Consider the following 23,712-nt stretch of genomic DNA (forward strand, 5'->3'; position numbering starts at 1 on the left):
TATTGGATTTATTAGGGCAGCCAGCTGAAGCAGGCTGCCAAGAAATGGAAAATACCTATTTAACATCTCGCTATTCATTGGTGTTGGCTTTAGCCAATAGCCATTTGTGTTAAGGTTATTTTGGCTAAAGCCATTATATTGGATTTATTAGGGCAGCCAGCTGAAGCAGGCTGCCAAGAAATGGAAAATATCTATTTAACATCTCGTTAGTCTTCTTCTTATTTCCCAAACAAAGTTTTATAAATAGAATATTTGTAGTTATCCTCAACCGCGCTGGCTACAAAATATGGGGCTTCGAAAAGTTCGGTTAGTTTTTTTCTTAATTCGGCAAGAAATTCCGGTTTAATTTCTTCTAAATAGGCTCCCGACAGATTTTGCCTGCCTGATTTAAACCAAACGCCATCTACGCTCATGGTTTTTACTACATACAGGTTGGGCTCTACAAAAGTTTTGCCCGAGAATTGCTCGTAAGCGTAGGTATATAATAAGGTTTGGATTAAGGCTTTGTTGATGTGTTTTCCGTCTGAGTTAAATAATTCAGGTATATCCTTAAAGGTTAACTTGTCACTTCCGGTTTTGTAATCGATAATTTTAGTTACCCCATCTTTTACATCAACACGGTCGATAAAACCAAATATTTTAACACTGGCTTCTTTTCCCGTAAGCGGGAAACTGATTTCGGCCTCTACCTTTTGTTCGAGACTGATGATATGGAATGGCGTTTGGGCTTCGTCCTGATTTAAAATAATGTTTACATAAGCATCCACAATCGATAAAATTACCTTTTGCATACCTTTGTACTCCATCACGGTATCTGGATTTTTAAACATCACCGCATTAAACCCTCTCTGTATCAAAGCAGGAATCTGTTTTCGCTTCTCTTTGATCCGTTCTGCCGTAATTTCACCCGACCTTAAATCCTCATAAAAATACTCCATCACTTTGTGCAATATGGAACCAATTTCATTGGCTTCTACCACTGCACTGATTTCTTTAGGTTCTTTAATGCCTGCAATGTAATTGAAAAAGAAATCGATCGGGTTGGAGATATATTGAGTTAATGCCGATGGCGAAAGCACTTTCTTTTTATCAAGGTATTTTTGAAGTGTTTCCTGAATAAAGGCATTATTGGTTTTTTCGATCCTTACTTCTTTAAAAGCTTCTGTTTTAACCTCAAGATTAAGTTCGTTATAACTGAAATTGAAACCGCTTTCGTACTCCAGCTGCTTTAAAATTCTGCTGGCTTCGCCAGAAGTAGATTCATCTGTTAAGCTATTATAGGCAAAATTGATATTGTTTGCGCGCTGTAATAGACGGTACACCATGTAAGAGGAAATGGCATCCAGGTTTTCTAATACAGGTAATCCATAAACACGGCGGATGGAATCTGGAATAAAACTATTGCCAATAGATGATTTCGGAATAATGCCTTCGTTGAAACCTAAAATCACCACTTTATCGAAATTAAGGTTCCGGGTTTCGAGTAATCCCATTACCTGTATGCCGTTGAGCGGATCGCCTGAAAGTGGTACTGCAATGGCCTGAAGCGATTTTTGAACGAGATAGATCACAAAAGGAATTTCCTCTTTCCCAATGTGATTGCTAAAAGTATCGTGCAGCCTGTTTAATTCCTGTATGGTTTTTACAAAAAGTTCTGCATCGATTTTTTTGAGCGTTTTTGCATTCGATAATCGTGTTAACACATAATCAAGCACATCGAGTAAATTGGTTACCACATGCTGAGGATCGTCGATTTTTTTATAGAAAGCTTCAAATAATCCACTTTGGCGTATTAAACGTTTATGATCAATTTCCACCTGATTTTCTTCCAGTAATGCGGTTAAAATTTTATCGCGCATTTTCTGGGTAAGGCCTGTTAACGGATGAGTTAAAAAAGCCTCTACATTTTTATAACTTACTTTATCGCGCTGTAAAATCTCCAGCTGACTGGTTAACCATAAATCAACCAAACCAAAAATACTTGAGGTGGAAAGGGCAAAACCCATCGTTACGTTCAGGTCGATTTCTTTTCCATTCAGATTAGACGGAATGGTTTGCAAAGTGGGAATCAACAAGCTTTCGTCGGCCAAAACTACTACTGTTTTCCCAACAGTTTCTGCTGAGGTGTAATCTTCTGCTAAAATATTATTCAGGATTTTAGCCTGCGCAGATTGTCCCTGAACCTTATAAACGTTTACATGGTGCGGGGCTGATTTCATTAAACTTTCCTGATTGGCAAATTCATTTATCAAACCAAGCTGGTTAATGTTTTTACGTAAAAATAAACCTGCTTCCTGCGAAACATCGTCTAAATAATAGGTATCGGCATCGAAATAAAACAATGCTTTGCCGGCTTCCTGGAGCTGGGTAAATATTTTAGCTTCGGCACTGCTCAAAGCATTAAAACCAACAAAAATGATTTTGCCCTTATCAAAATTGGAGATAAATTCCTGATGGTTGGTAATATCATCAGCCAGATAGCGATAAACAGAACCATTGGTTAAATAGCCTTGCTCTTTAAGCGTAGCATGGTACTTATGGTAAAGCTTGGGCATTCTACGCCACATTTTAATGAAAAGTTCCTGCTGTTTTTTATGCTTTCCTTCAGAGTAGGATGTCCAGAATTGCGCAAGAAATTCGTATTGCTCGGCACTTAAATAATCGAAATCTTTATTAATTACAGAAATATCTTCGAGGTCACGATATAATTTTTCTGCATCTACCAGATCGGCATCAATCTGGTTAAAATCGCTCAGAATAATCTTTGCTAAAGGAAAAAACTTATGACTGGATATATTTTCGAGTTTTTCTTCTGCCAGGAGCTGGTTGTAAATTCTATGAAGGGTGAAAAACTGCAGATAAAAATCAGCTATCTTATAACTGGTAGATCTGGCGAAAAATTCCTGTATGGTAAAAAACGAAGGACTGAAAAATGGTTTGCCAATAATATCGGCAAAATGTTTTTGCAAATAAGCGGATGGACGTTTGTTGTTAAAAACAATGGCACAGTTCTCCAGCTGATTTCCAAACCGGGCAATTAAATCTTCGGCAACTTCCTGTAAAAATGGTTTCACTTGCATATTATACTAATTTCAGTTTGCCTTTAACCGCGTAGAAAAGATAGGTTTTAATGTTCTGATAACCCATTTCAGTAAGTAAAATTCTGTAATTATTTACCTGTTCGATGTGTTTGTCGCTTTCTTCGAGTGTAAATTTATAATCGAGGATGATCACTTCATCGGCATTGATCAACACCCGATCGGGGCGGTGCAGTTTTCCATTGGCATCGATGATGTTTTTCTCTACAATGCTTTCGCTTGCCTTTTCTAAAATTTCTTTAAGCTCCGGGTTATTCAACACTTCAAGTGCAGAATTGATTAATTGCTGTTTTTCTTCTTCTTTGATAATGCCCTGTAACACCAGATTTATCGTATAATCTTCTACTTCTTTTGTATTACTGGCGCTGGCCAGGATATCGTGTAATAAGGAGCCTTTTCTGCCTGATTTTTCAATGTTAACCAGGTGTTTTAAATGTTTTTCTGCCGAAGGAACATAGAGTTCTGACAAACGGGTTGTAGTTGGGTAACTATTTAGGTTAATGAAACCAGATTCTTCTGTTTTACTTTCAATAATTACATTTTCAACAATTTCATACACACCATTTTCATCAAACTGCTCATCAAAAGTGAAATTGATTACATCGCCCATGTTGGATAATTTCAATTCTTTTTTAGCCATTGTAGCGATGTACAAATAATCTTTAGCACGTGTGGTGGCCACATAAAACATATTCAGGGCATCCATATTGTTGTAGAGCAGCTCTTCGTAATAAGCTTTTGCAATTGCCGAATCGGCCAAGGCCTCATTGTATTTTAATGGAATCCCTTTAAGCTCCTTATAAACCGTTTCTTCTGAAGATACCCAGAAAGTGCCATTGGGTTTGCCCTTGATTTCCCAATTACAAAAAGGGACAAAAACAGCCCTGAAGGCCAAACCTTTCGATTTATGGATAGTAATAATCTGTATAGCATCGGCACCTTCCGGCGAGGGTAGTGATTTTTTAACGCCGTCTTCTTCCCACCAGGTTAAAAATGAAATAATACCTTTTTCGCCCAGTTTTCCGGCAGAAGCTGTGAGGTCTCTAAAGGCCAACAGGTAGGGTAAGTTGGCTGTCAGATTTTTTAATCCATAGCTTTCAATTAAGATCTCCACTAATTCCGGTAGGGGAAGCTGCAGCCAGCTTTGCCAGTTTTCGCACAAAGCAACGGGTAAGACCGCGGTAAGCGTGCTTAAAGGTTTATTCGTGAGGTTAAGGTAATAATTGGCATCAATTTCCTTTTCGTGCAAAGAGTGGTAAAGTGCAATACAATTGGCCTTGTACAGGGCCGTTTGGGTTTCTAAACCGATTAATACTTTTAAGGTGTTGATGATGAGTTGTATAGCAGAGTTGTTCGAAATCAATAAGGCATCGCCTGATAAAACAGGTAATTTATGCTCCATTAATTTTTTAACAGTAAGTAGTGCTTCACTGTTGGATCGGACTAAAATGGCAATATCTTTTAGCGCATATTGCTGCTCATTTTTGAGGTGATTTATTTCTGCAACAATATCATTAAGGGCAATGTCTCTAAAAACGGTTTCGGTAAAACGAGCTTCGTTAGGTGCATGATTTTTACCAAACTTTTTGATCTTTATGGTTCCGCCTTTTAGTGTATTAGTAGCAAAGTTTTGGGTAGAACCACCATAAATATCGGTAATAATCTGTTGATAATGCTGTTCCTGCCACCATTTAGAAATACTTTCCGGTTTAGTAGCCAGATTTTCATTCAACTCTTTCTGTAGCGTAAGCGGAATGGCTTTATAAAGAAAGTTATTGAAAGTGATGATATTTTCGGTACTCCGGTAATTTTCTTCCAGACTTTCTTCCAAGACATTTTCTGCACCAACATCAAGCTTAGCATGTTTATGCAAAATGTTCCAGTCGCCATTGCGCCAGCGGTAAATGGATTGTTTGGTGTCGCCTACTATTAAATGATCGATCAGTTCTTCGCTTGGCGTAGCCATGGCGTTTGTCAATAGCGATTTGAAACTTCCCCACTGACTGGTGGAGGTATCCTGAAATTCATCAAACAGGAAATTGCGGTAACGGTTGCCAACTTTTTCCCAAATGAAAGAAGGGTTATCGCCGGCATCTTCAGTAATTCCTGAAATCAGTTTTTGTGCATCGCTGATGAGCAGGTTCTCGTTTTCGGCCCTGTATTCTTTTAAAAGAACCGCAATTTCCTGCATCAACCTTAAATAATAAAGGTTTTTATTAAATGCGATAGCCAAACTGTAATTCGGCAGATGGGTTAAATAATGTGTTTTTAACTTTTGAAGAATTGGGTTAACTGTTTCGTAAGCCTCAGGGAAATTCGCATTTTTTTGGAACCATTCATCCGGTTCGTAGATTAAATTAAACAGCGGTTCTACTTTAGAAAAATCGCCTCTGGCGACTAAAATAATTTTAGCGAGCGGACTTCTCGATTTGCCTTTAAGGTGTTCGGTTTCTACGCCGATTACATTAAGCGCTTCGTTGGCTTCAGTTGCCAGGGAAATCAGTTCCTCTTCAAAATTTTTGATTTCTGTCTTAGTAACACTAATGTATTTTTTGAATAATTCGTCGATGTTTTCTAAACCTAAAGCACTTACTGCATCTTCAAAAATCTGGAAACGCTCAGAGAAAATTTCACCGATCAGGTTATATAGCTCGAACTTATAATTCCAGCTTTTATTATCGCTGATGCGTTCGATGGCCAGGTCAATGATCCATTGCAGAAGCTGTTTGTTATGATCTAAAGCCTCGTCGAGTTTGTTTACGAGATCATCTTTCACCTTATCATAATTCATTTCTAAATTATAATCGGCGTTTAGACCCAGTTCGAAAGCAAAACCACGGATTACCTTTTGCACAAAACCATCAATGGTACTTACAGAAAAGCGACTGTAATCGTGCAAAATCTTCCGGTAAATCTTATCCGCTTTAAACTGTAATTCCTGCGCACTTAATATCGGATAGGCCTGTAAAATCAGTTTCCGATAGTCATCGATTTTTTTTGATGGATTGCCCTTTGCCAGTCCTAACAGTACCTCCAAAATCCTTGTTTTCATTTCTTCTGTAGCCTTATTGGTAAAGGTTACCGCTAAAATTTCGCGGTATTTATTGTCGCCACTAAAAAGCAATGTGAGGTAATGCGCAGTAAGACTGAACGTTTTACCGGAACCTGCAGAGGCCTGAAGAATTTTGAGGGGTTGGGGCATAGTGTGATATTTCTCGGAAATTTAAACTTACAACAATTTAAAATCTTCCCGAAATCATGATATCAACATTCCATCCGGTTTACGCTTTTTTCTTCTTCTTTTTATTGAGTGTTTTATGGCTGATCCTTGCCGGGCGTTCGGCCATTTCGATGGGAAGGCCTAGCAGATCACGAATCACCACTGATGCACACGCACCACCAAATGCAGCTGGCAAATAGGAAACAGTACCATAAGCCGAACGTTTGAAATTACTTCCGTCAGTCATGATCATTGAATTTTTGTCCATTTCTTCAGTAGAAAAAACGGCTTTTATTTTTGCTGCATTGGGGAGTTTATTCAGCCTTTTACGCACATAACTGGCAAAAACGCATTGGTAAGTATCCGGAAGAAGTGTAATCCGTAATCGTGTTGGGTCCATTTTACCACCAGCACCCATCGAACTTACAATCGGGATATTTTTTTCCAGGGCGGTAGATAGTAATGTGATTTTTGGCATTACGCTATCAATGCAATCCATAATGTAGTCAAATTTTGATTCCAAAATTTCCCTGCATTTTTCGGGCGTAAGAAAAGTATTCACTACATGCAGCTTTAATTCAGGGTTAATGGCTAATAAACGATCCTGCATAATAGCAGCCTTGCTTACGCCGTGGTTGGTAGCCAAAGCAGGCAATTGCCTGTTCCGGTTGGTCGGATCAACCACGTCGCCATCAACAATGGTCATTTCGCCAATACCAGAACGGCAGATAAATTCGGCAGCAAAAGAACCCACACCGCCCAAACCGATTACTAAAACATGTTTCGATTGGAGTTTATCTATTCCATCATTTCCTACAAGAAGGGCCGATCGCGAAAGCCAGCTAACGTCAGACATATCTATTTTTATTTTGCCACGGATAAAAACGATGAACACAGATGTTTATTTATCTGTGTGTATCTGTGCTAATCTGTGGTTAGTTTTTTACTATATTTTGGCCACGGAGACACGGATTAACACGGAAATATTTTTCCCATGGCTCAGTCTCGGTGGTTAACTTTTTAAGTTGTTCCAGTCGGCAAAAATACGAGCTTTGAGTTCATCTACCGTACATTTTTTTAAAATGGCTGCTGCTTTATAAATATCCTGTATGGAAACATCTGCATCGTCCGTTTCCAGGAAAAAGCGATCCGTACTTTGGATCAACTTTGCTGCACCTGAATTTTCCTTTAAAACAGTTGTTCCAAATGAAAGAAGAAAACCTTTATCCAAGAGCTGTTGACCAAGCGCCTCATTTTTGTTGAAACCATGGATAATCATCGGTACTTTAACTTTTAGACGGTCTTTGATTGCAATTAGCTCCGAAAAACATTTAACACAATGTAAAATCAGTGGCTTATTGATTTTTTCTGCCAATTCGATCTGTTTTTCTAAAATAATGAGTTGATTTTCTAAATTTTCGCCCCTTAAGCGATCTAAACCACACTCGCCGATCTGTTTTACATTGGTTTGATTGGCCACAACACTCAAATATTTCATCTGTAATTCCAATTGATCAATTTTGGCAAACCATGGATGCAGTCCCACAGAAATCGGCTTTGTTTTAGGCATCGCCAAAAAGATATCGCTGGTTAACGACAGGCTTTGGATGCTGATTACCCCAGACTGGGTAGCAACTTTATGGGTATGTATGTCTAGGAAATCCATTGCTTAGCAAAGATAATGTTTTGGTGGATGATGTAGATATGTGATAGATGATGTGGGATGTAAGATGATGATGGAAAAATAAACTGCGATCAATTAAACCTTACTCCCAGGTGCAAATCCATTAATGACCAATGACCAATGACCAATGTTTCCGCTCTGTAAAGAATTTGCTAATCATCTATAACATTTCTAGACTTTATTACATTTGTTTATTATTATTCTAAAAAATCATGAAAAGATTAATCATTCTGTTCACGGCAGTATTAATATCGACTGCGGCTTTTAGTCAGGCGAAAAAAGAAGGTGTTCATATTTATAACCCACAGGCCGATGCAAAAGCAGAAATTGCCGCTGCGGTTGCCAAAGCTGCTAAAGAAAATAAACATGTTTTATTGCAGGTTGGTGGAAATTGGTGTACCTGGTGCATTGCGTTTCATAATCTGGTTGACAGTACAGCAACATTGAAAAAATATATTAACGATAATTTTGAAACTGTTTTAGTGAATTACAGCCCTGAAAATAAAAATGAAAGTGTTTTGGCCAGCTTAGGATATCCTCAACGTTTCGGTTTCCCGGTATTTTTAATTTTAGACGGCAAAGGAAAAGTACTGCACATCGAAAACTCTTCTTATCTGGAAACAGATGAAATTGCAGCCAATGGTAAAAAGAAAGTTGGACATGATGTTAAAAAAATTACTTCATTTTTAAAAGGTTGGACTACTACAGCGGTAAATCCCGAAACTTATAAAGCGAAAGCAAAATAAAGGATATAAGGCTTAAGTCTGAATAATAAAACTGAATCCCAAAAGTAAGAAAGCCGTCCTGATTTTACATCGGAACGGCTTTTTTGTTAATCGTCTAGTTCGTCTTCGTCGCGATCGTCGTCAAGGTTTAACTCATAAGAGGCCCTTGAAGCTTCATCGGCTTGCTCCAGCAGATCTTTATCATGTTCAATGCTGGTGTCACCGCCACTAATTTCATTGATATTTTCTACATCGTCTTCTCTGCGTAAAGCATCGTTCGGATCATTTGAATAATTGTCGTCTTCTGGATCTATCATAACTTTGAGATTTTATAATTAGATAATCGTTTTGATGGCAGAATTGTTTTGAGAAAAAGCTGAAAGACTAAAGGAGAAAGACCAAAGAAAGGTGTATTCCGTGTAAATCTGAGTCTCCGTGGCTAGCTTAGCTATTCTTCAAAAGATTATTTGCTACCGATAAAAATCGGTACAAGTTGCGCTCAGAATGAAAAAACGTTAAGCCCTCCCTTTTAGGGGAGGGTTGGGAGGGACTATAGCCCCTCCCCAAATTTATAAAAAGGGGCTACACTTACCGGTAATTTACCAGTAGGTACCAATCTGTTGTTAATCACGGCAGCTGCAGAAATCTGCATAAAATCTTCTTTCTGATAAGCCACAACCAAACCTTTACTGTTTTCTAATCCGGATAAACCAGCGAGATTATAAGGGTTTGCGAATAAAGCAAAAACCGCATTTTTAGCTGATAGCTCTTTAATAAAGTTTTTTACGCCCGCATTTAAGAGAATGCCATTTGCAGGACGTGATCTGCTATCGTGAATACCCACAATCACCTGATCAAAGGCACCAATTTCGCGGGCAATGTTCGAAATCTGTGCAGCGCTTGCATCTTTATCCAGCACATAATAAACAGAATTGTAATATCCTTTCGAAACCTCTTTCTGGAAAGTGGTAACAGAAGGAACACCAATGCTGATAATAGCCGTTCTCCTGATCGGGATTAAACGTTTAATATAATCCTTACCTTTTAACAACGTTACCGATGCGTTGGCAAGCTCCTGTACCAAAGCGTTACTCGAGTTGCGGTTTACACCTGCAACAACACCCTGGGTTACAACCGTGTCGCGTTTAGCTAAGCCAGCCCAATATTTAGCAGTTAATATTTTACGCACACTTTGGTCAATTTCAGCCATGCTTACCCGATCCTGCCTAACGGCTTTACGCACCAGTTTAATGGCCCTGTCGCTATTTTCCGAAAGTTCTATAATGTCGTTACCAGCGATGATGCCCATTAAATCGGCTTCGCCATCTTTGAAGTATTTTACTACGCCTTTCATATCCATCGCGTCAGAAATAATTAAACCTTTAAAGCCTAATTTCTGCTTTAAAATGCCCGTAACGATAGGTTTTGATAAGGTAGAAGGCAGATTTGGTGTTGCATCTAACGAAGGGATATTCATGTGGGCAATCATTACCCCGGCGGCACCTTGTTTAATCAGCTCTTTAAAAGGATACATCTCTAACGTATCCAATCGGGTGGCCGAAAATGTCAATTGAGGCAGATCATAATGTGAATCTACATCGGTATCGCCATGACCAGGAAAATGTTTAAGCGTAGTTAACAAACCGCCATCCTGCATGCCTTTCATGTAAGCGGCAACTTTGGTAGCAACATTGTATTTGTTTTCACCGAAAGACCGGTAATTGATTACGGGATTTTTAGGGTTGTTATTGATATCTGCATCAGGTGCTAAATTCATCTGCATGCCCATGCGTTTGTAATCTTTGGCCACTTCCAGGCCCATTTTGTACAATAGCTCTTTGTTCTGGATGGCACCCAACGTCATTTGATATGGATAAGAAATGGTACTATCCAAACGCATACCCAAGCCCCATTCTCCGTCGTTTGCTACGATAAGTGGCACACGACTTAATTTCTGATAGGCGTTAGTGGCTAAAACCTGCCGGCCCGGTCCTCCCTGAAAAAAGATTACCCCGCCCAGTTGCTCTTTTTTTATCACCTGACCAACTGAATCGGTATATTTTTTACCGAGGTTGGTGTGTGCCCGCACAAAAAATAACTGTGCAATACGTTCTCTACGGTTAAGTCTGTTAAAAACCGAATCTACCCATTTCGGTTGATTGGCCAGTAATTCTAAATAGGTTTTTTGTTGTGCACTTACAGAAAATGCAGTGCCACAGAGGGCAATAAGGATAAGTAAATTTTTTCTCACGTGTTTTGTTGTATCAGCTGCTAAATTAATCATCTAAGGCTTAATAAAACAAAAACCAATCCAAGTAATTGATTTAATACAATATGTTGTGAATCTTTACCTGTACATGCCCTTACCTTCGATAAAATCGACAACTTTATCAGGCAGAAAAAACTGTACATTTTTCTTCCCTTTAACAGCCTTACGGATAAAGGTTGAAGAGATTTCCATTAATGGGGTATTGGTAAAAGTAATTGCAGGATGGTTTTCCCACTCAGTTACATCAGCCCCAGGGCGAGGATATACGTAAATTTGGTAGTTTTTTAACAGTACCTCGTAGTTTTTCCATTTTTTGAACGACACCAGATTATCAGCACCCATTATGAGCACAAATTCTTTTTCAGGATATTTTTCGTGGAGATAGGTAAGCGTATCGATGGTATAAGAGGGTTGCGGCAATGCAAATTCAATGTCGCTCACCCGAATATGTTCTGCATTTTCTGTTGCCAGTTTTGCCATTTCCAACCGATCATACATATTGGTTAAGCCACTTTTATCTTTTAATGGATTATGTGGGGAAACTACCAGCCATACTTCGTCAAGTGCTGTATGATTGGCCATGTAATTGGCAATAATTAAATGCCCGGTGTGGATTGGGTTATACGAACCGAAGAAAAGACCGGTTTTCATGTTGTCGTTTTCAGTATCTATTAGTCGTCATTGCGAGGCCGGACCGAGGGAGCCGAAGCAATCTAATCCGTCAAAAAAGATTGCTTCACCCTTTTGCTCTTTTCCCGCCGCGTCGGTTCGCAATGACGGATTTATTTAATTAAATGAATTCTAATGGTTCATCAAAATCGTGAGACATTTTAAAGAAATCTTTAGCATAACCAAATTGTCTTTCTTTTAGTTTTTTACCGGCTTTCGACTTTTTCTTTAAGGATGAGACAAAATCAGACACTTGCTTCTCCAGGTCTGAAGGCAATGAAGATATTTGGCTATATAATTGAATATCAGTCATCAATCAAATATAAACATTTCTGTCTTTTTTCGAAAACTATTTCCTTAAGAAATCCCCTACCAACTGCTCCGCCTCTGCACAGGCCGTAGCCAGGTCATAATTTTTTAAAATCACATCAAACTTATCTGCGTAAAGCAATTCTTTTTCTGCTTTGATAAAACGTTCCTGTAATTTTTCAGGACTATCCGTTCCGCGACCACTTAAGCGTTCTTTTAATACCTCCAAAGAAGGTGGCTGAACAAAAATAGCCAGTGCATCATCTTCGTATTTTCTTTTCAAGCGGATACCGCCTTCTACATCAATATCGAAAATTACATGTTTGCCATCGTTCCAGATGCGTTCGATCTCTGAACGTAAAGTGCCATAAAAAGTTCCGTTGTACACTTCTTCAAACTCCACAAACTCCTGTCGGGCAACTTTGTGTAAAAACTCTTCCTTACTAATAAAATAGTAATCGTTTTCATGTGTCTCAGCACCTCTCAATTCGCGGGTTGTCGCAGAAATAGAAAAGCTCAGCTCAGGAAATTTTGTTAATAAATGGTGTACTATAGTGGTTTTACCTGCTCCTGATGGTGCCGAAAATATGATTAATTTGCCTTGCATGCTTTAAAAATGTTGGAAGGTTGGAAAGTTAAAGGTTGGACGGTTGCATGTAACATTGCAACTTTACAACATTTCAACCTTACAACACATTCAATAACTGTTCTTTTATTTTTTCTAATTCTTCTTTCATACCCACAACAAACTGTTGCATCTGGGCATCATTTGCTTTCGCACCCATGGTATTAATTTCACGTCCGATTTCCTGAGAAATGAAACCCATTTTTTTACCATTTGCCTCTTTGCTGGCCAAGGTTTGCAGAAAATAATCGCAATGGCTTTTTAAACGCGTTTTTTCTTCAGTGATGTCTATTTTATCAATATAATAGATCAATTCCTGTTCAAAACGGTTCTGATCGATGTTTACTTTACCCACGGCATCATCCAAAAACTGGGTAAATTTATCGCGGATAGCCGAAATCCTTTTAGGTTCCAGTTCCTCAACAGATTTAAAGTAAGAAAGAATATTTTTTATCCTTAGCTCCAAATCAGCCTTTAAAACTGCACCTTCGTCTTCCCTGAATTTATTAAAATTAGCCAAAGCCGAGGTAAAAATCTGGAATAAATGATTCCACTCATCCTCACTCACACTTTCTTCCTTGTAACTAATTACATCAGGAAAAGTTAATGCCGTTTGCAATAAGTTGCTGCTCTCAGCGCCTAATTCGTTATTAACGGCAATAAGTTGCTTGTAATAGTGGCTTAATAAGGCCGTATTAATGGTTGCACCTGTAACTTCACCGTTGGTACGTTCTACATTGATGCTTAAACTTACCTTTCCGCGTTCAATGTCTTTGCTGCAGATGTTGCGCAAGATCAGTTCTTTATCAGAAAAAGCTTTAGGATATTTTAAATTCAGCTCCAGGAATTTACTGTTGAGCGATTTGATTTCGACACTATACTTTGCATTTGCATAATCGGCTGTTGCTAAGCCGTATCCTGTCATGGATTTTATCATGCGCAAAGGTAAGAAAAATTAATGAGGAGTTATTGAATGATGGTTTAGTGTTTTTTTGTCAAACCAAAATAAGAACCCGCTAAAAAAATAATCCGAGATGGTTTCCCTATCTCGGATTATTAATTATGCTTTCAGACTTAACTCAATGTCATTAAATTAAGACTTTTAATCACAGATAAACACGGATTTTATATCTGTGTGCATCCTTTTTATCTACCGAAAATCGACAAGTAGTGGATAAATTATTTTTACCTGTGCCAATGGCTTAAATAATGACTTTGAGACTTAGCTACACACTCTAACAAATTCCCAAGGTCCCCATTGTTCTCCCTCTGGTACCTGATTAGCGTTAGCATACCACTTGTTTTTGTAAATTTTTCCTTTATAAAATACTTCTGTTCCAGGATTCGGATAAGCTTTGGTAGTATCATAAACTGCAACTCCACAGCCATTGCCCGATGTTCCTGGTGGTACTACTGGTGGAGTTGTAGGTGGTGTGGTTGTAGGTGGAGTAGTGTTCAGGTCGCAATTTTCTACAAATTCCCATGGCCCCCATTCTTCACTTTCTGGCACCTGGTTAGTGTTTACGTACCACTTGTTTTTGTAAATTTTACCTTTAAAGTAAACTTTTGTTCCTGCGATTGGGTATGATTTTGTTGCATCATAAGCTGCTATACCACAGCCTCCTGTACCCGTAACAGGCGGGTTCGTTGGTGGATTGGTAGGTGGTGTAACTGGTGGAATGGTAGGGTTAGTCGTTTCATTTTTATAATCAAAGGCGTTGGCTAGTGCAGCTTCTTTAGTTTGACCGTTTAAAATTTTATTGGCCACATTTAGATAAGTAACCCCTGTATAGTTTGTGTTTTTGTTTGATAATAAAGCTAAATTCCAAATCATAATCCCATCATTCTTTCCTGCTCTATTTTGTGAACCCCCGTCGTGAATATATTTTGCTAAATCTGCAACAACATCTGGCGTATGTTCAAAATATGGTCCCCAAGGTTCGCTAGGTACATGTGTTCCATGCGCTAGTTTAAAGCCATATTGATTGGCGTAATAAGCATAAGAATCATACATCAATTTCCGGTTAGGTGCTGCCCCTGTATTGTAAGCCTGGTAGGCAATGATATCTAATTGATCTCCAACAGCTTTTATTACTGGTATCATCGCTCCTGTAGAAGAAAAGCCAAACAAGCCAATACTTTTGGTTGGATCAATAAAATTATATAAAAATGCATCAGTTTCGTTTGTTAAGGCGTTTCGTTTATTATATGCAAATGGTGAGGTAGGGTCATCATTGTTTAATCCGCCTAAAGCTCCCACGCCGGAAGGAGCAGTGGTAATCAAATAACCAGAAGTTTTAGGCATCAATTTTCTGGATTCTGTAATGTATTTAGTTAGACGGCTAACATTTAAGGCATTACCAGCATCACTAAAGCTAGCATTAGGCTCAAAATCCCAGTCTATTCCTGCAAAACCAATATCGTCAACCAAATCTTTAATTTGCTGATAATTGACATCATTAAAATTTTCTTCTGTATTCCAATAAGTTTCGCCACCTATCGATAATATTACGCTTATACCTTTTTGTTTAAGGATGGCCACTGCGCGTTTAAGCATTAAACCACCATCTTTAGGATCAGGTGTTGAGTAGCATTCTAAGCCAGTATTTGAAGTGGTAATATTATAAGAGCCTTTAATGTAAGTTAGATTTGGTTTGGCGAATGCAAAAAATATATGGGTTACACTTGATGGCAGGGAAGTGAATGGACTAATTCCATCGTCATTTAACCATCCTTCATTCCAGCTCGGATAATAACCAAGTGTAATTGGTTTGTTTAAACTAGAATTGGTATTAGTGGTAATAACCGCTAATTTCTGTGGAATTTTTAAAGCGTCCTCTTTTGTGAGTGTTTCTAATTCGTCTTTTTTACAAGATGTAAAAATTGATAAGAGTAAAGTTGTGGCAATCAGTGCCTTTTTTTTGGACGAATTAAGTCTTTTAGCGGCATTTAAGCCACTTTGAATTGTTCCTTTCAGCATGTTTTAATTAATAGTTAGGCTCGAATGTAACAATAATATTTCAAAAATTATTTCTTGAAACTTATAATTATTGTCTACTTGACAATTATTCCAGCATCCCTAAAACAGCCTTAAATGTTTTTTGCTTTAATTCTTCCAAATCCTCTGCTACCAAACCTTTTACCTCAATGGCTTCGCCGAATACGGTTCTAATCAGTCCCGGGTTTAGCAAAAGCGGATCTGTTCTCGGTAAATGCGCCCTGCTGTTTAATATGGCAAAAGGTAAAACTGGCGTTTGTGTTTCTATGGCCAGGCGGAAAGCCCCGTCATAAAAAGGATTTAAGGGCAGTTCCGATTTATTCATCGTCCCTTCCGGAAAAATTAAAACCGATTGTCCGTCGGCCAGATCTTTTCTGAGTTCGGCTACAGAATGGTCGCGGCTTTCCCTGCTGCTTCTGTCGATCATTACTACCAAACGTTTATAAATCCACCCAAATACGGGTATTTTAAGCATTTCGATTTTCCCCAGCGGACTAAAAGCCTGTGGGATGCAGATTACAATGGCCACGGCATCTAAAAAAGAACTGTGGTTACCCACATAAATATACGATCTGGTGGTATCGATCTTTGCTCCTCCTGCCGAAAACCAAAGGCAGGTTAGCAGGCTAAAACCCCAGGCCCAGCATTTTAAAAAACAGAACGAAATTTTTCTGCCAGTTTTTTCATTAAATATGGCCATGCTAACGATGATGAAAGGGCAAACGATAAGCATAAGCAGGAAAAACACGATTGCCGAATACAATAAATAAAATCCGCCAAACAGTTTTCTCATAGGGATTAACGTTTCTTTAACAGTTTGCAAGGTTAACAAATGTTAATTTTACAAAAAATATCTTATAGATATGAAAGCATTTTTGATCACGTTATCACTTTCATTGCTATTGTTCATTTTACCTAAAAAAACGCTCGCTCAAATTACATCAGCCAAAGGAGTTATTTTAGAAAAAGGAACGCAGATCCGCATTGCGCTGGCTGTGGTAACCAATATCAATAATAAACAGGCGGTAGGAAGTAACGATATGGGTTTTTTTCAGGTGAAAGCTAAACCTGGTGATACTTAACTGATTACCAAAAAGCATTTTAATGAAATTTTTGTAGTTGTTCCGAACAATGAGGATTTGGTTATAAACCTGGTTAGGGCCGATATGCTGCTTGATGATGTAACAATTAAGGCAGAAAACAAACAACAAAACCTATCGGCTGTTAGGTTAGAGCACCATAAGAAAACTTATTTTTATGGTAAAAAGAGAAACCCGCTTTATTATATGCGTTACCCGTTGGCCGCAATAATGGAGTTGTTTAGCGCAGAACGGAAAAATGCAAAACGCTTTGACCGTTATTATGATAACGAGACAAAAGAGTTGGAAATAGACCGGTTTTTCAATGTTGGCATGGTTAAAAATAATACAGGTTTAACCGGGAAGCAAATGAATAAGTTTATGTTAGATTATAGACCGAAATATAAACAAATTAAGAACTGGAATACTTATGATGCCGCTGATTACATTAAAAAATCGGCAAAACAGTATTTAGATACTTTAAACAGCTCATTATAATAAAATGAAACCTTTCAAAGCTTTTCTGTTACTTGTCATCCTAATGCAGGGTTTAAAAATTAAAGCTCAGGATTTCGTGCTGAAAGGTGTGGTGATTGAAAAAGGCTCTAATGTTCGTGTTGCCTTAGCTGCGATAATTAATTTACACAGTAAAATGGGCGCTAGCAGTAATGATATCGGGATTTTTCAGTTAAAGGCCCGTGTTGGCGATACTTTATTGGTTACGAAGAAAAATTTAACCGATCAGAAAGTGGTGATCAATACTGATGATGACCTTGTGGTGTACCTCATCAGGGGAAGCACCACGCTTGAAGAAGTTACGGTTAAAGGCCAAACCAAAAAGCAGGAAATGGAAGCGATTAAAAGAGACTTTAAAAGAAACGGATCATTTTTTGAAGGTAAGCCTCCGTTAATCTTATTAAATCCCTTCGGTGGCAGCCCGTTAACGTTTTTCTACGAATTATTTGGAAAAACACCGGCCAGGGCACGTAACTTTAACCGTTATTATAAAAAGGAATTAGGCTTAATTGAAGTAGATAAATTTTTCAATAAAAGTCTGGTTTCAAATAATACCACATTAACAGGGAAAGACCTCGACAAATTTTTGCTCGATTATTACCCCACCCGCAGCATGATAAGCAACTGGAACAATTACGATGCTGTTAAATACATCAGGGAATCGGCTAAGCAATACACTGATACCTTGAAACACACAAATTAACTACAATGAAAAACTTTAAATTTGCCATTATACTCCTCGTTCTTACCTCAATCGGTTTCATTTCGCAGGCTCAGGAATTCATTATCAGAGGTGTGGTGATCGAAAAAGGTTCGAATATCAGGATTGCCTTATCAGAAATCACCAATCTGCGTACCGGAATAGGCGTGGGCAGTAATGATATAGGGATGTTCCAGCTTAAAGCTAAAATTGGCGATACACTTTTGGTGATCAAGAGAGATTTGATTGATCAGCGTGTAGTGGTTAACAGCGAAAAAGACCTGGTAATCTATCTGGTGAGGGGAAGCACCACACTGGCTGATGTAACCATTGTAGGAAATACAAAGAAGCAGGATCTTGACGATATTAAGCGTGAATTTAAAAATAAAGGTGTGTACAACGGTGGTAAAACAACCGTTCTATCAGCTATATTCAGTCCTTTAAATGCATTGTATAATTTATTTGGTACCGATCCGAAAAATGCACGGAGGTTTGGCCGCTATGCCGACAATGAAATCAAGCAATCGCAGATTGATGTGTATTTTAACCAGAGTATTATTAAAAGCAATACCGAATTAAGGGGCGATACTTTAGAAAAATACATGCTCAACTGTCGCCCGGAATTTGATAAAGCCCAGTATTGGAACAGTTACGATTACATTAAATACATTAAAGAATCATCGAAAAAGTTTACAGATACGCTTGGGAAAGGGAAGTAGTTTGGAGTTGGGCGTTTGGAGAGGTGAGTTTTGGGTGTATAAATAAGTCCGAAGTCCGGGGTCGGAGGTCCGAAGTGATTAGTCAATGAGTTGAGTGAGGTTTTTAGTCGGTTTGGAATTGGGCGTTTGGAGAGGTGAGTTTTGGGTGTATAAAATAAGTCCGAAGTCCGGGGTCGGAGGTCCGAAGTGATTAATCCTGAGTTGGGTGAGGTGTTTGGAGTTGGGCGTTTGAGGCGCAGCGTGTAAAGTCCGGAGTCCGGGGGCGTAGGTACAAAGTGTTTAATACTGAGTTGGATTGGGCGTTTAGCATTTGGATTTTAGTGGAAGTTTAACACGCTTGCACAATTAACCATTTAACCAGTTTATACAGTTAACCAAATCCCCAATAAACTAATGACTATTGAACAATTAACCGATTTAAACAATTTATACGATTAACCAATCTCTAGATACTTAACGCTTCACAAGCCTTCTCTGCCGCTAATTTTTCTGCGTTTTTCTTGTTGTAATCTCTTCCGGTACCTACTTTTTCGCCTTCTACTACGGCGCTAATGGTAAATAGTTTAGTGCTTTCACCTTCGCCATTTTCTGCCAGTTCGAACATAACGTCCTTACCATGGCGCTGGCACCATTCAATCAGTTTACTTTTAAAATTTGTTTCCGTAAGTTCTAGGGTGTGGATATCGATATGCGGTTTTACAATTCTGCGCAATAAAAACTCTTTGGTAAAGTTATAGCCCTTATCCATGTAAATGGCACCTACAATGGCTTCAAAAGCATCACCCAGCATCGAATTGTGCTTGGTTTGGATACTTACCGAACGCTGATCGAACTGAATAAGCTTATCGAAACCAATTTTCTTTGCCAACTGGTTTAAATTAGCCCGGTTTACAATTTTAGACCGCATTTCGGTTAAGAAACCTTCTTCCTTATATGGATAATGCTTAAAAAGCAGTTCGGCTATTACCGATCCCAGCACAGCATCTCCAAGAAACTCCAAACGTTCATTACTGCTTCTGCTTCCGTTTTTTAAAACTTTTGCTACAGAACGGTGCCTGAACGCCATTTTATAAAGCGTAACATTGCCAGGAACAAAGCCTAAGATATTTTTCAGCTTTTTAACAAACTCCTTTTCGGGAGAGAGATAAAGTTTATATAATTTTAAGATCGGCATTAAATAAATAACACAATTAACGGCTAATTAGCATATTTAACTAAGTTATCTATTTTTAATTAGCATACAAATTATATAGTAGCGCTGTTTTAAATTAATCTTCGTATTTCTTGAAAATTACAGAAGCGTTATGGCCTCCAAAACCGAATGTATTACTTAAAGCAGCCCTAACGGTACGTTTTTGCGCTTTGTTAAAAGTAAAATTCAGCTTAGGGTCAAATGCAGGATCATCTGTAAAGTGATTGATTGTTGGTGGAACAATATCATTTTTAACAGAAAGGATTGCTGCAATAGCTTCAATAGCACCGGCTGCACCCAAAAGGTGACCCGTCATTGATTTGGTTGAGCTGATGTTTAAACGATAAGCATCTTCACCAAATAATGTACCAATGGCTTTGGTTTCACTTATATCACCCAATGGGGTAGAAGTACCATGCACATTGATATAATCTATATCAGCAGTTGTTAAACCAGCATCTTTTAGTGCATTGGTCATTACCATTCTGGCACCTAAACCTTCAGGATGCGGTGCTGTGATGTGATTAGCATCTGCACTCATTCCACCGCCAACAAGTTCTGCATAAATTTTTGCACCCCTTGCCTTTGCATGTTCAAGTTCTTCTAAAATAATGGTTCCTGCACCTTCACCGGCCACAAATCCATCACGATCTTTATCAAAAGGACGCGAAGCTGTTGCCGGATCATCGTTACGTGTAGATAATGCATGCATGGCGTTAAAACCACCCATACCCGCTTCGTTAATGATGGCTTCAGAACCTCCGCTGATAATAACATCAGCCATACCCAAACGGATATAGTTAAATGCATCAATCATGGCGTTTGTTGAAGAAGCACATGCCGAAACAGTTGCAAAATTTGGCCCACGTAAGCCGTATTTGATCGAAATATGCCCTGGAGCAATATCTACAATCATTTTAGGAATAAAAAATGGATTGTACCTTGGGGTACCATCTCCTTTGGCGAAATTTGAAATTTCATCAAGGAAAGTCTTTAATCCACCTATGCCCGCACCCCAGATTACGCCGATCCGGTTGGTATCTAATTTTTCGAAATCAAAACCACCGTCCTTCACCGCTTCCTCTGTTGATACAAGAGCATATTGTACAAACGGATCTAATTTACGGGCTTCTTTTTTATCCAAAAAATCTTCCGGATTAAAGTTTTTTACCTCGCAAGCGAATTTAGTTTTAAACTTTTCAGTGTTAAAACCCTTAATAGGAGCAGCGCCACTCACCCCGTTAGTCAATCCTTCCCAAAAATCGGGAACATTATTGCCTATAGGAGTGAGCGCACCCAACCCTGTTACTACTACTCTTTTTAATTCCATTTATACTGAAAAAGCGTAATTCTATTTAACGTTTTTTTCCAAATAAGCAATCGCCTGACCAACTGTACCGATGGTTTCAGCCTGATCATCAGGAATAGCTACATTGAATTCTTTTTCAAATTCCATAATCAACTCTACGGTATCTAAAGAATCTGCACCTAAATCGTTGGTGAATGAAGCCTCTGGCGTAACTTCGCTTTCGTCAACACCTAGTTTTTCTACGATAATAGCCTTAACTCTTGAAGCAATATCAGACATAATTTTATAATTTAATGGTTAAATAATTCTGTGCAAAGAAAAATAAATTCTTACAATTTTCAAATGTTTTTATTTCGATACGTAATTTTGGTATCTCAATAACACAGCGAATATAGAATTAGTTTTTTAATTTCGTTCTGTAAATAATTTATTTCGCTTTGAATAAGACTTACCTAAAACTTACCTTAGACCTTGATTTTATACTAATTGCGATCACAGCACCCCTAAAAGACTATGTGCTTTGCCACAAAATTAATACCCGGTTAAACACACAATTTGAAAAAATAGAGGATCATGAAATATTTTTTAATATTGATGAACCGGCATGGAGTTTTTCTAAATATTACTTTTTTGTAGAGCAGGGCGAGGTAGAATACTACTTAATCTGCAATAAAAGCAGTGATGGTTTCCTGATTCCGGAGATGAATAAGGTTGATTTTTTTATTATCATTAAAGAATTTATTGATAAGGAAGATCTTGATTATCTGATCAATGGCCTGAATAAACTGCCTGATATACAGGTAGCTGCAAAGATAGATCCGACCAAGTTGAAGAACAGGGAGAATTTGGTAATATAAAAATTATATACTTGGTGTATTAAATACACTATATTTGACGGTTACAAACGAAGAACAAAAGAACAAAATATATAAAATTTAATGCAGTTTGATTATTTTAGATAATAATTAGTGCTTTCTTAAACTGCATTGCTAAAAATCAATTAAATTAAATGAAACCTTTTCATTCGAGAACTAAAATTGTTGCCACGCTTGGGCCCGCATCAGCAAAACCAGAAGTATTATATAGTATGTTTAATGCAGGGCTGGATGTTTGCCGGTTAAATTTTTCACACGGATCGCAGGCAGATCACCAGGCGGTTTTGGATACCATCCGCGATTTAAACAAAAAATACGATTATAATGTAGGTATCCTTGCCGATTTACAAGGCCCTAAAATCCGTATTGGTTTGGTAAAAGAAGGTGGCATTAACCTCATCAATGGTAAAACTACCGTAATTACAACCAACGAATGTGTTGGTAACGAAGAACGTATTTATATTACTTACCAAAACTTCCCTCAGGATGTTCAGGCTGGCGAAATTATCCTTTTGGATGATGGAAAACTGCAAATGAAAGTAATTTCTACCAATTTAAAAGATGAGGTAGTTTGCGAGATTGTTCACGGAGGTATTTTAACTTCCAGAAAAGGTGTAAACCTTCCAAATACTAAAGTTTCTATCCCTTCTTTAACTCCTGAAGACCGCGAAAATTTAGAATTTGTTTTAGAAAATGATGTAGAATGGATCGGTTTATCTTTCGTACGTAAGGCTGAAGATATTATCGAGCTTAAAAAAATTATTGCAGAGCGTGGTAAAACTGCACGCGTAATTGCAAAAATTGAAAAACCGGAAGCCATTGCAAATATCGATGAGATTATTGCGGTAACTGATGGTATTATGGTTGCCCGTGGCGATTTGGGTGTTGAGTGTCCGATGGAAGAAGTGCCATTGTTACAGAAAATGATTGTTGCCAAATGTAGGGCAGCATCTAAGCCGGTAATCGTAGCTACACAGATGTTAGAGAGCATGATTACCACTCCTCGTCCAACACGTGCAGAGGTGAACGACGTTGCAAACTCCGTTTTGGATGGTGCTGATGCGGTGATGCTGAGTGGCGAAACTTCAGTTGGAGAATTTCCATTGATCGTAATCGAAACGATGCAAAAAATTATCCAGAACATTGAACAGAACAACTATCCTTTCAATCCTGATAAGTTTTTAAAACCAAAATCTCCGTCTTTCTTAAGTGATGCAATTTGTGATTCGGCCTGTTTCTTAGCTAAACAAACCAACGCGGTAGGTATTGTATCGATGACTTTAAGCGGTTACACGGCTTTCGAAATTTCGAGCCACCGTCCGGAAGCTTTAACCTTTATTTTTACCAGCAACAGGGCTTTATTAAATGCAGTAAGTTTACTTTGGGGCGTTAGAGGTTTCTACTACGATAAGTGGGAAAGTACCGATAATACCATTATTGAGGTAAATGAGTTCTTAAAAAGCAAAAAACTGGTTAAACAGGGCGATATCGTAATCAATACAGCTGCTATTCCAATCGAAGCAAAAGGTAAAACCAATATGTTAAAAATTACAGTTATAGATTAATTTCTGACAGATATTTCAAAAAATGCTTCCGGTTTTAGACTGCCCCCAAAAAGTTAGACACTATTTGGGGGCATTTTTATGAGAAAAAACAGAAGTCACACAGCTGAGTTTAGGCTAAAAATTGTGAAAGAAAAGCTACGTGGTATTTCTATCCGCGCGC

Annotated in this window: 22 protein-coding genes; 7 read left to right on the forward strand and 15 right to left on the reverse strand. The window is 38.2% G+C overall.

Annotation, left to right across the window (positions count from 1 at the left end; all coding sequences use genetic code 11):
* Positions 1-218: 218 nt before the first annotated feature.
* The 4 genes from ABD769_RS24625 to ABD769_RS24640 all read right to left on the reverse strand — a co-directional run bounded on the left by ABD769_RS24625 (position 219) and on the right by ABD769_RS24640 (position 7,984).
* Positions 219-3,080: a PD-(D/E)XK nuclease family protein gene (locus tag ABD769_RS24625; protein ID WP_344854022.1), complete on the reverse strand. Its 2,862-nt coding sequence runs from the start codon at positions 3,078-3,080 to the stop codon at positions 219-221.
* Position 3,081: 1 nt separating this feature from the next.
* Positions 3,082-6,300, reverse strand: a complete 3,219-nt coding sequence (locus ABD769_RS24630) for a UvrD-helicase domain-containing protein (RefSeq protein WP_344854023.1) — start codon at positions 6,298-6,300, stop codon at positions 3,082-3,084.
* 79 nt (positions 6,301-6,379) lie between these two features.
* The gene (locus ABD769_RS24635; RefSeq protein WP_344854024.1) at positions 6,380-7,174 is read right to left on the reverse strand and encodes a tRNA threonylcarbamoyladenosine dehydratase; all 795 of its coding nucleotides are present in this window, start codon (positions 7,172-7,174) and stop codon (positions 6,380-6,382) included.
* A 156-nt stretch (positions 7,175-7,330) separates the two neighbouring features.
* The gene (locus ABD769_RS24640) at positions 7,331-7,984 is read right to left on the reverse strand and encodes a TatD family hydrolase (protein ID WP_344854025.1); all 654 of its coding nucleotides are present in this window, start codon (positions 7,982-7,984) and stop codon (positions 7,331-7,333) included.
* Between the two features lie 230 nt (positions 7,985-8,214).
* Here ABD769_RS24640 and ABD769_RS24645 point away from each other — a divergent pair, with 230 nt between their 5' ends.
* Positions 8,215-8,748, forward strand: a complete 534-nt coding sequence (locus tag ABD769_RS24645; RefSeq protein WP_344854026.1) for a thioredoxin family protein — start codon at positions 8,215-8,217, stop codon at positions 8,746-8,748.
* 86 nt (positions 8,749-8,834) lie between these two features.
* On the opposite strand, the gene ABD769_RS24650 is transcribed toward ABD769_RS24645, so the two are convergent.
* The 8 genes from ABD769_RS24650 to ABD769_RS24685 form a co-directional block, all read right to left on the reverse strand.
* Positions 8,835-9,044 (reverse strand): hypothetical protein, encoded by a 210-nt coding sequence (locus ABD769_RS24650; RefSeq protein WP_344854027.1) that lies wholly within the window; start codon positions 9,042-9,044, stop codon positions 8,835-8,837.
* 233 nt (positions 9,045-9,277) lie between these two features.
* Positions 9,278-10,978 carry a glycoside hydrolase family 3 protein gene (locus ABD769_RS24655; protein ID WP_344854028.1) on the reverse strand — a complete coding sequence of 567 codons (1,701 nt, stop codon included), beginning with the start codon at positions 10,976-10,978 and terminating at the stop codon, positions 9,278-9,280.
* A gap of 96 nt (positions 10,979-11,074) precedes the next feature.
* On the reverse strand, positions 11,075-11,647 hold the full coding sequence (gene nadD, locus ABD769_RS24660) for a nicotinate (nicotinamide) nucleotide adenylyltransferase (RefSeq protein WP_344854029.1): 573 nt from the start codon (positions 11,645-11,647) through the stop codon (positions 11,075-11,077).
* Positions 11,648-11,786: 139 nt separating this feature from the next.
* Positions 11,787-11,978, reverse strand: a complete 192-nt coding sequence (vapB, locus tag ABD769_RS24665; protein ID WP_344854030.1) for a type II toxin-antitoxin system VapB family antitoxin — start codon at positions 11,976-11,978, stop codon at positions 11,787-11,789.
* A gap of 36 nt (positions 11,979-12,014) precedes the next feature.
* Entirely contained in the window at positions 12,015-12,581 is a 567-nt protein-coding gene (gmk, locus tag ABD769_RS24670; protein WP_344854031.1) for a guanylate kinase, read from the reverse strand.
* Between the two features lie 79 nt (positions 12,582-12,660).
* Positions 12,661-13,524 carry a YicC/YloC family endoribonuclease gene (locus tag ABD769_RS24675; RefSeq protein WP_344854041.1) on the reverse strand — a complete coding sequence of 288 codons (864 nt, stop codon included), beginning with the start codon at positions 13,522-13,524 and terminating at the stop codon, positions 12,661-12,663.
* Between the two features lie 297 nt (positions 13,525-13,821).
* Positions 13,822-15,579: a hypothetical protein gene (locus tag ABD769_RS24680; RefSeq protein ID WP_344854032.1), complete on the reverse strand. Its 1,758-nt coding sequence runs from the start codon at positions 15,577-15,579 to the stop codon at positions 13,822-13,824.
* An 85-nt stretch (positions 15,580-15,664) separates the two neighbouring features.
* Positions 15,665-16,390 carry a lysophospholipid acyltransferase family protein gene (locus ABD769_RS24685; protein ID WP_344854033.1) on the reverse strand — a complete coding sequence of 242 codons (726 nt, stop codon included), beginning with the start codon at positions 16,388-16,390 and terminating at the stop codon, positions 15,665-15,667.
* Between the two features lie 70 nt (positions 16,391-16,460).
* Here ABD769_RS24685 and ABD769_RS24690 point away from each other — a divergent pair, with 70 nt between their 5' ends.
* The 4 genes from ABD769_RS24690 to ABD769_RS24705 are packed head-to-tail and all read left to right on the forward strand — an operon-like array spanning position 16,461 to position 18,611.
* On the forward strand, positions 16,461-16,679 hold the full coding sequence (locus ABD769_RS24690) for a hypothetical protein (protein WP_344854034.1): 219 nt from the start codon (positions 16,461-16,463) through the stop codon (positions 16,677-16,679).
* A gap of 57 nt (positions 16,680-16,736) precedes the next feature.
* Entirely contained in the window at positions 16,737-17,174 is a 438-nt protein-coding gene (locus ABD769_RS24695) for a hypothetical protein (protein ID WP_344854035.1), read from the forward strand.
* A 4-nt stretch (positions 17,175-17,178) separates the two neighbouring features.
* Positions 17,179-17,895 (forward strand): hypothetical protein, encoded by a 717-nt coding sequence (locus ABD769_RS24700; RefSeq protein ID WP_344854036.1) that lies wholly within the window; start codon positions 17,179-17,181, stop codon positions 17,893-17,895.
* A gap of 5 nt (positions 17,896-17,900) precedes the next feature.
* Positions 17,901-18,611, forward strand: a complete 711-nt coding sequence (locus ABD769_RS24705; protein ID WP_344854037.1) for a hypothetical protein — start codon at positions 17,901-17,903, stop codon at positions 18,609-18,611.
* Between the two features lie 445 nt (positions 18,612-19,056).
* Here the strand turns inward: ABD769_RS24705 and rnc are convergent, their stop codons facing one another.
* From rnc to ABD769_RS24720, 3 genes are all read right to left on the reverse strand, one after another.
* Positions 19,057-19,785: a ribonuclease III gene (gene rnc / locus ABD769_RS24710; protein ID WP_344854038.1), complete on the reverse strand. Its 729-nt coding sequence runs from the start codon at positions 19,783-19,785 to the stop codon at positions 19,057-19,059.
* A 94-nt stretch (positions 19,786-19,879) separates the two neighbouring features.
* Positions 19,880-21,133, reverse strand: coding sequence for a beta-ketoacyl-ACP synthase II (gene fabF, locus ABD769_RS24715; RefSeq protein ID WP_025145352.1), 1,254 nt, complete (start codon positions 21,131-21,133; stop codon positions 19,880-19,882).
* 21 nt (positions 21,134-21,154) lie between these two features.
* Positions 21,155-21,391 (reverse strand): acyl carrier protein, encoded by a 237-nt coding sequence (locus ABD769_RS24720; RefSeq protein WP_008508386.1) that lies wholly within the window; start codon positions 21,389-21,391, stop codon positions 21,155-21,157.
* Between the two features lie 158 nt (positions 21,392-21,549).
* On the opposite strand from ABD769_RS24720, the gene ABD769_RS24725 reads away from it, so the two are divergent.
* Positions 21,550-21,969, forward strand: coding sequence for an IPExxxVDY family protein (locus ABD769_RS24725; RefSeq protein ID WP_025145351.1), 420 nt, complete (start codon positions 21,550-21,552; stop codon positions 21,967-21,969).
* Positions 21,970-22,121: 152 nt separating this feature from the next.
* Positions 22,122-23,552: a pyruvate kinase gene (gene pyk, locus ABD769_RS24730; RefSeq protein ID WP_344854039.1), complete on the forward strand. Its 1,431-nt coding sequence runs from the start codon at positions 22,122-22,124 to the stop codon at positions 23,550-23,552.
* Positions 23,553-23,712 lie beyond the last annotated feature (160 nt).

Source organism: Pedobacter jeongneungensis, from assembly GCF_039538295.1.
In the GTDB taxonomy this organism is placed as follows: Bacteria; Bacteroidota; Bacteroidia; order Sphingobacteriales; family Sphingobacteriaceae; genus Pedobacter; species Pedobacter jeongneungensis.

Bases quoted from the DNA above. Each gene is read 5' to 3' on its own strand.
- ABD769_RS24625 (WP_344854022.1), bottom strand. From the start codon at position 3,080: ATGCAAGTGAAACCATTTTTACAGGAAGTTGCCGAAGATTTAATTGCC.
- ABD769_RS24630 (WP_344854023.1), bottom strand. From the start codon at position 6,300: ATGCCCCAACCCCTCAAAATTCTTCAGGCCTCTGCAGGTTCCGGTAAA.
- ABD769_RS24635 (WP_344854024.1), bottom strand. From the start codon at position 7,174: ATGTCTGACGTTAGCTGGCTTTCGCGATCGGCCCTTCTTGTAGGAAAT.
- ABD769_RS24640 (WP_344854025.1), bottom strand. From the start codon at position 7,984: ATGGATTTCCTAGACATACATACCCATAAAGTTGCTACCCAGTCTGGG.
- ABD769_RS24645 (WP_344854026.1), top strand. From the start codon at position 8,215: ATGAAAAGATTAATCATTCTGTTCACGGCAGTATTAATATCGACTGCG.
- ABD769_RS24650 (WP_344854027.1), bottom strand. From the start codon at position 9,044: ATGATAGATCCAGAAGACGACAATTATTCAAATGATCCGAACGATGCT.
- nadD (WP_344854029.1), bottom strand. From the start codon at position 11,647: ATGAAAACCGGTCTTTTCTTCGGTTCGTATAACCCAATCCACACCGGG.
- vapB (WP_344854030.1), bottom strand. From the start codon at position 11,978: ATGACTGATATTCAATTATATAGCCAAATATCTTCATTGCCTTCAGAC.
- gmk (WP_344854031.1), bottom strand. From the start codon at position 12,581: ATGCAAGGCAAATTAATCATATTTTCGGCACCATCAGGAGCAGGTAAA.
- ABD769_RS24675 (WP_344854041.1), bottom strand. From the start codon at position 13,524: ATGACAGGATACGGCTTAGCAACAGCCGATTATGCAAATGCAAAGTAT.
- ABD769_RS24680 (WP_344854032.1), bottom strand. From the start codon at position 15,579: ATGCTGAAAGGAACAATTCAAAGTGGCTTAAATGCCGCTAAAAGACTT.
- ABD769_RS24685 (WP_344854033.1), bottom strand. From the start codon at position 16,390: ATGAGAAAACTGTTTGGCGGATTTTATTTATTGTATTCGGCAATCGTG.
- ABD769_RS24690 (WP_344854034.1), top strand. From the start codon at position 16,461: ATGAAAGCATTTTTGATCACGTTATCACTTTCATTGCTATTGTTCATT.
- ABD769_RS24700 (WP_344854036.1), top strand. From the start codon at position 17,179: ATGAAACCTTTCAAAGCTTTTCTGTTACTTGTCATCCTAATGCAGGGT.
- ABD769_RS24705 (WP_344854037.1), top strand. From the start codon at position 17,901: ATGAAAAACTTTAAATTTGCCATTATACTCCTCGTTCTTACCTCAATC.
- rnc (WP_344854038.1), bottom strand. From the start codon at position 19,785: ATGCCGATCTTAAAATTATATAAACTTTATCTCTCTCCCGAAAAGGAG.
- fabF (WP_025145352.1), bottom strand. From the start codon at position 21,133: ATGGAATTAAAAAGAGTAGTAGTAACAGGGTTGGGTGCGCTCACTCCT.
- ABD769_RS24720 (WP_008508386.1), bottom strand. From the start codon at position 21,391: ATGTCTGATATTGCTTCAAGAGTTAAGGCTATTATCGTAGAAAAACTA.
- pyk (WP_344854039.1), top strand. From the start codon at position 22,122: ATGAAACCTTTTCATTCGAGAACTAAAATTGTTGCCACGCTTGGGCCC.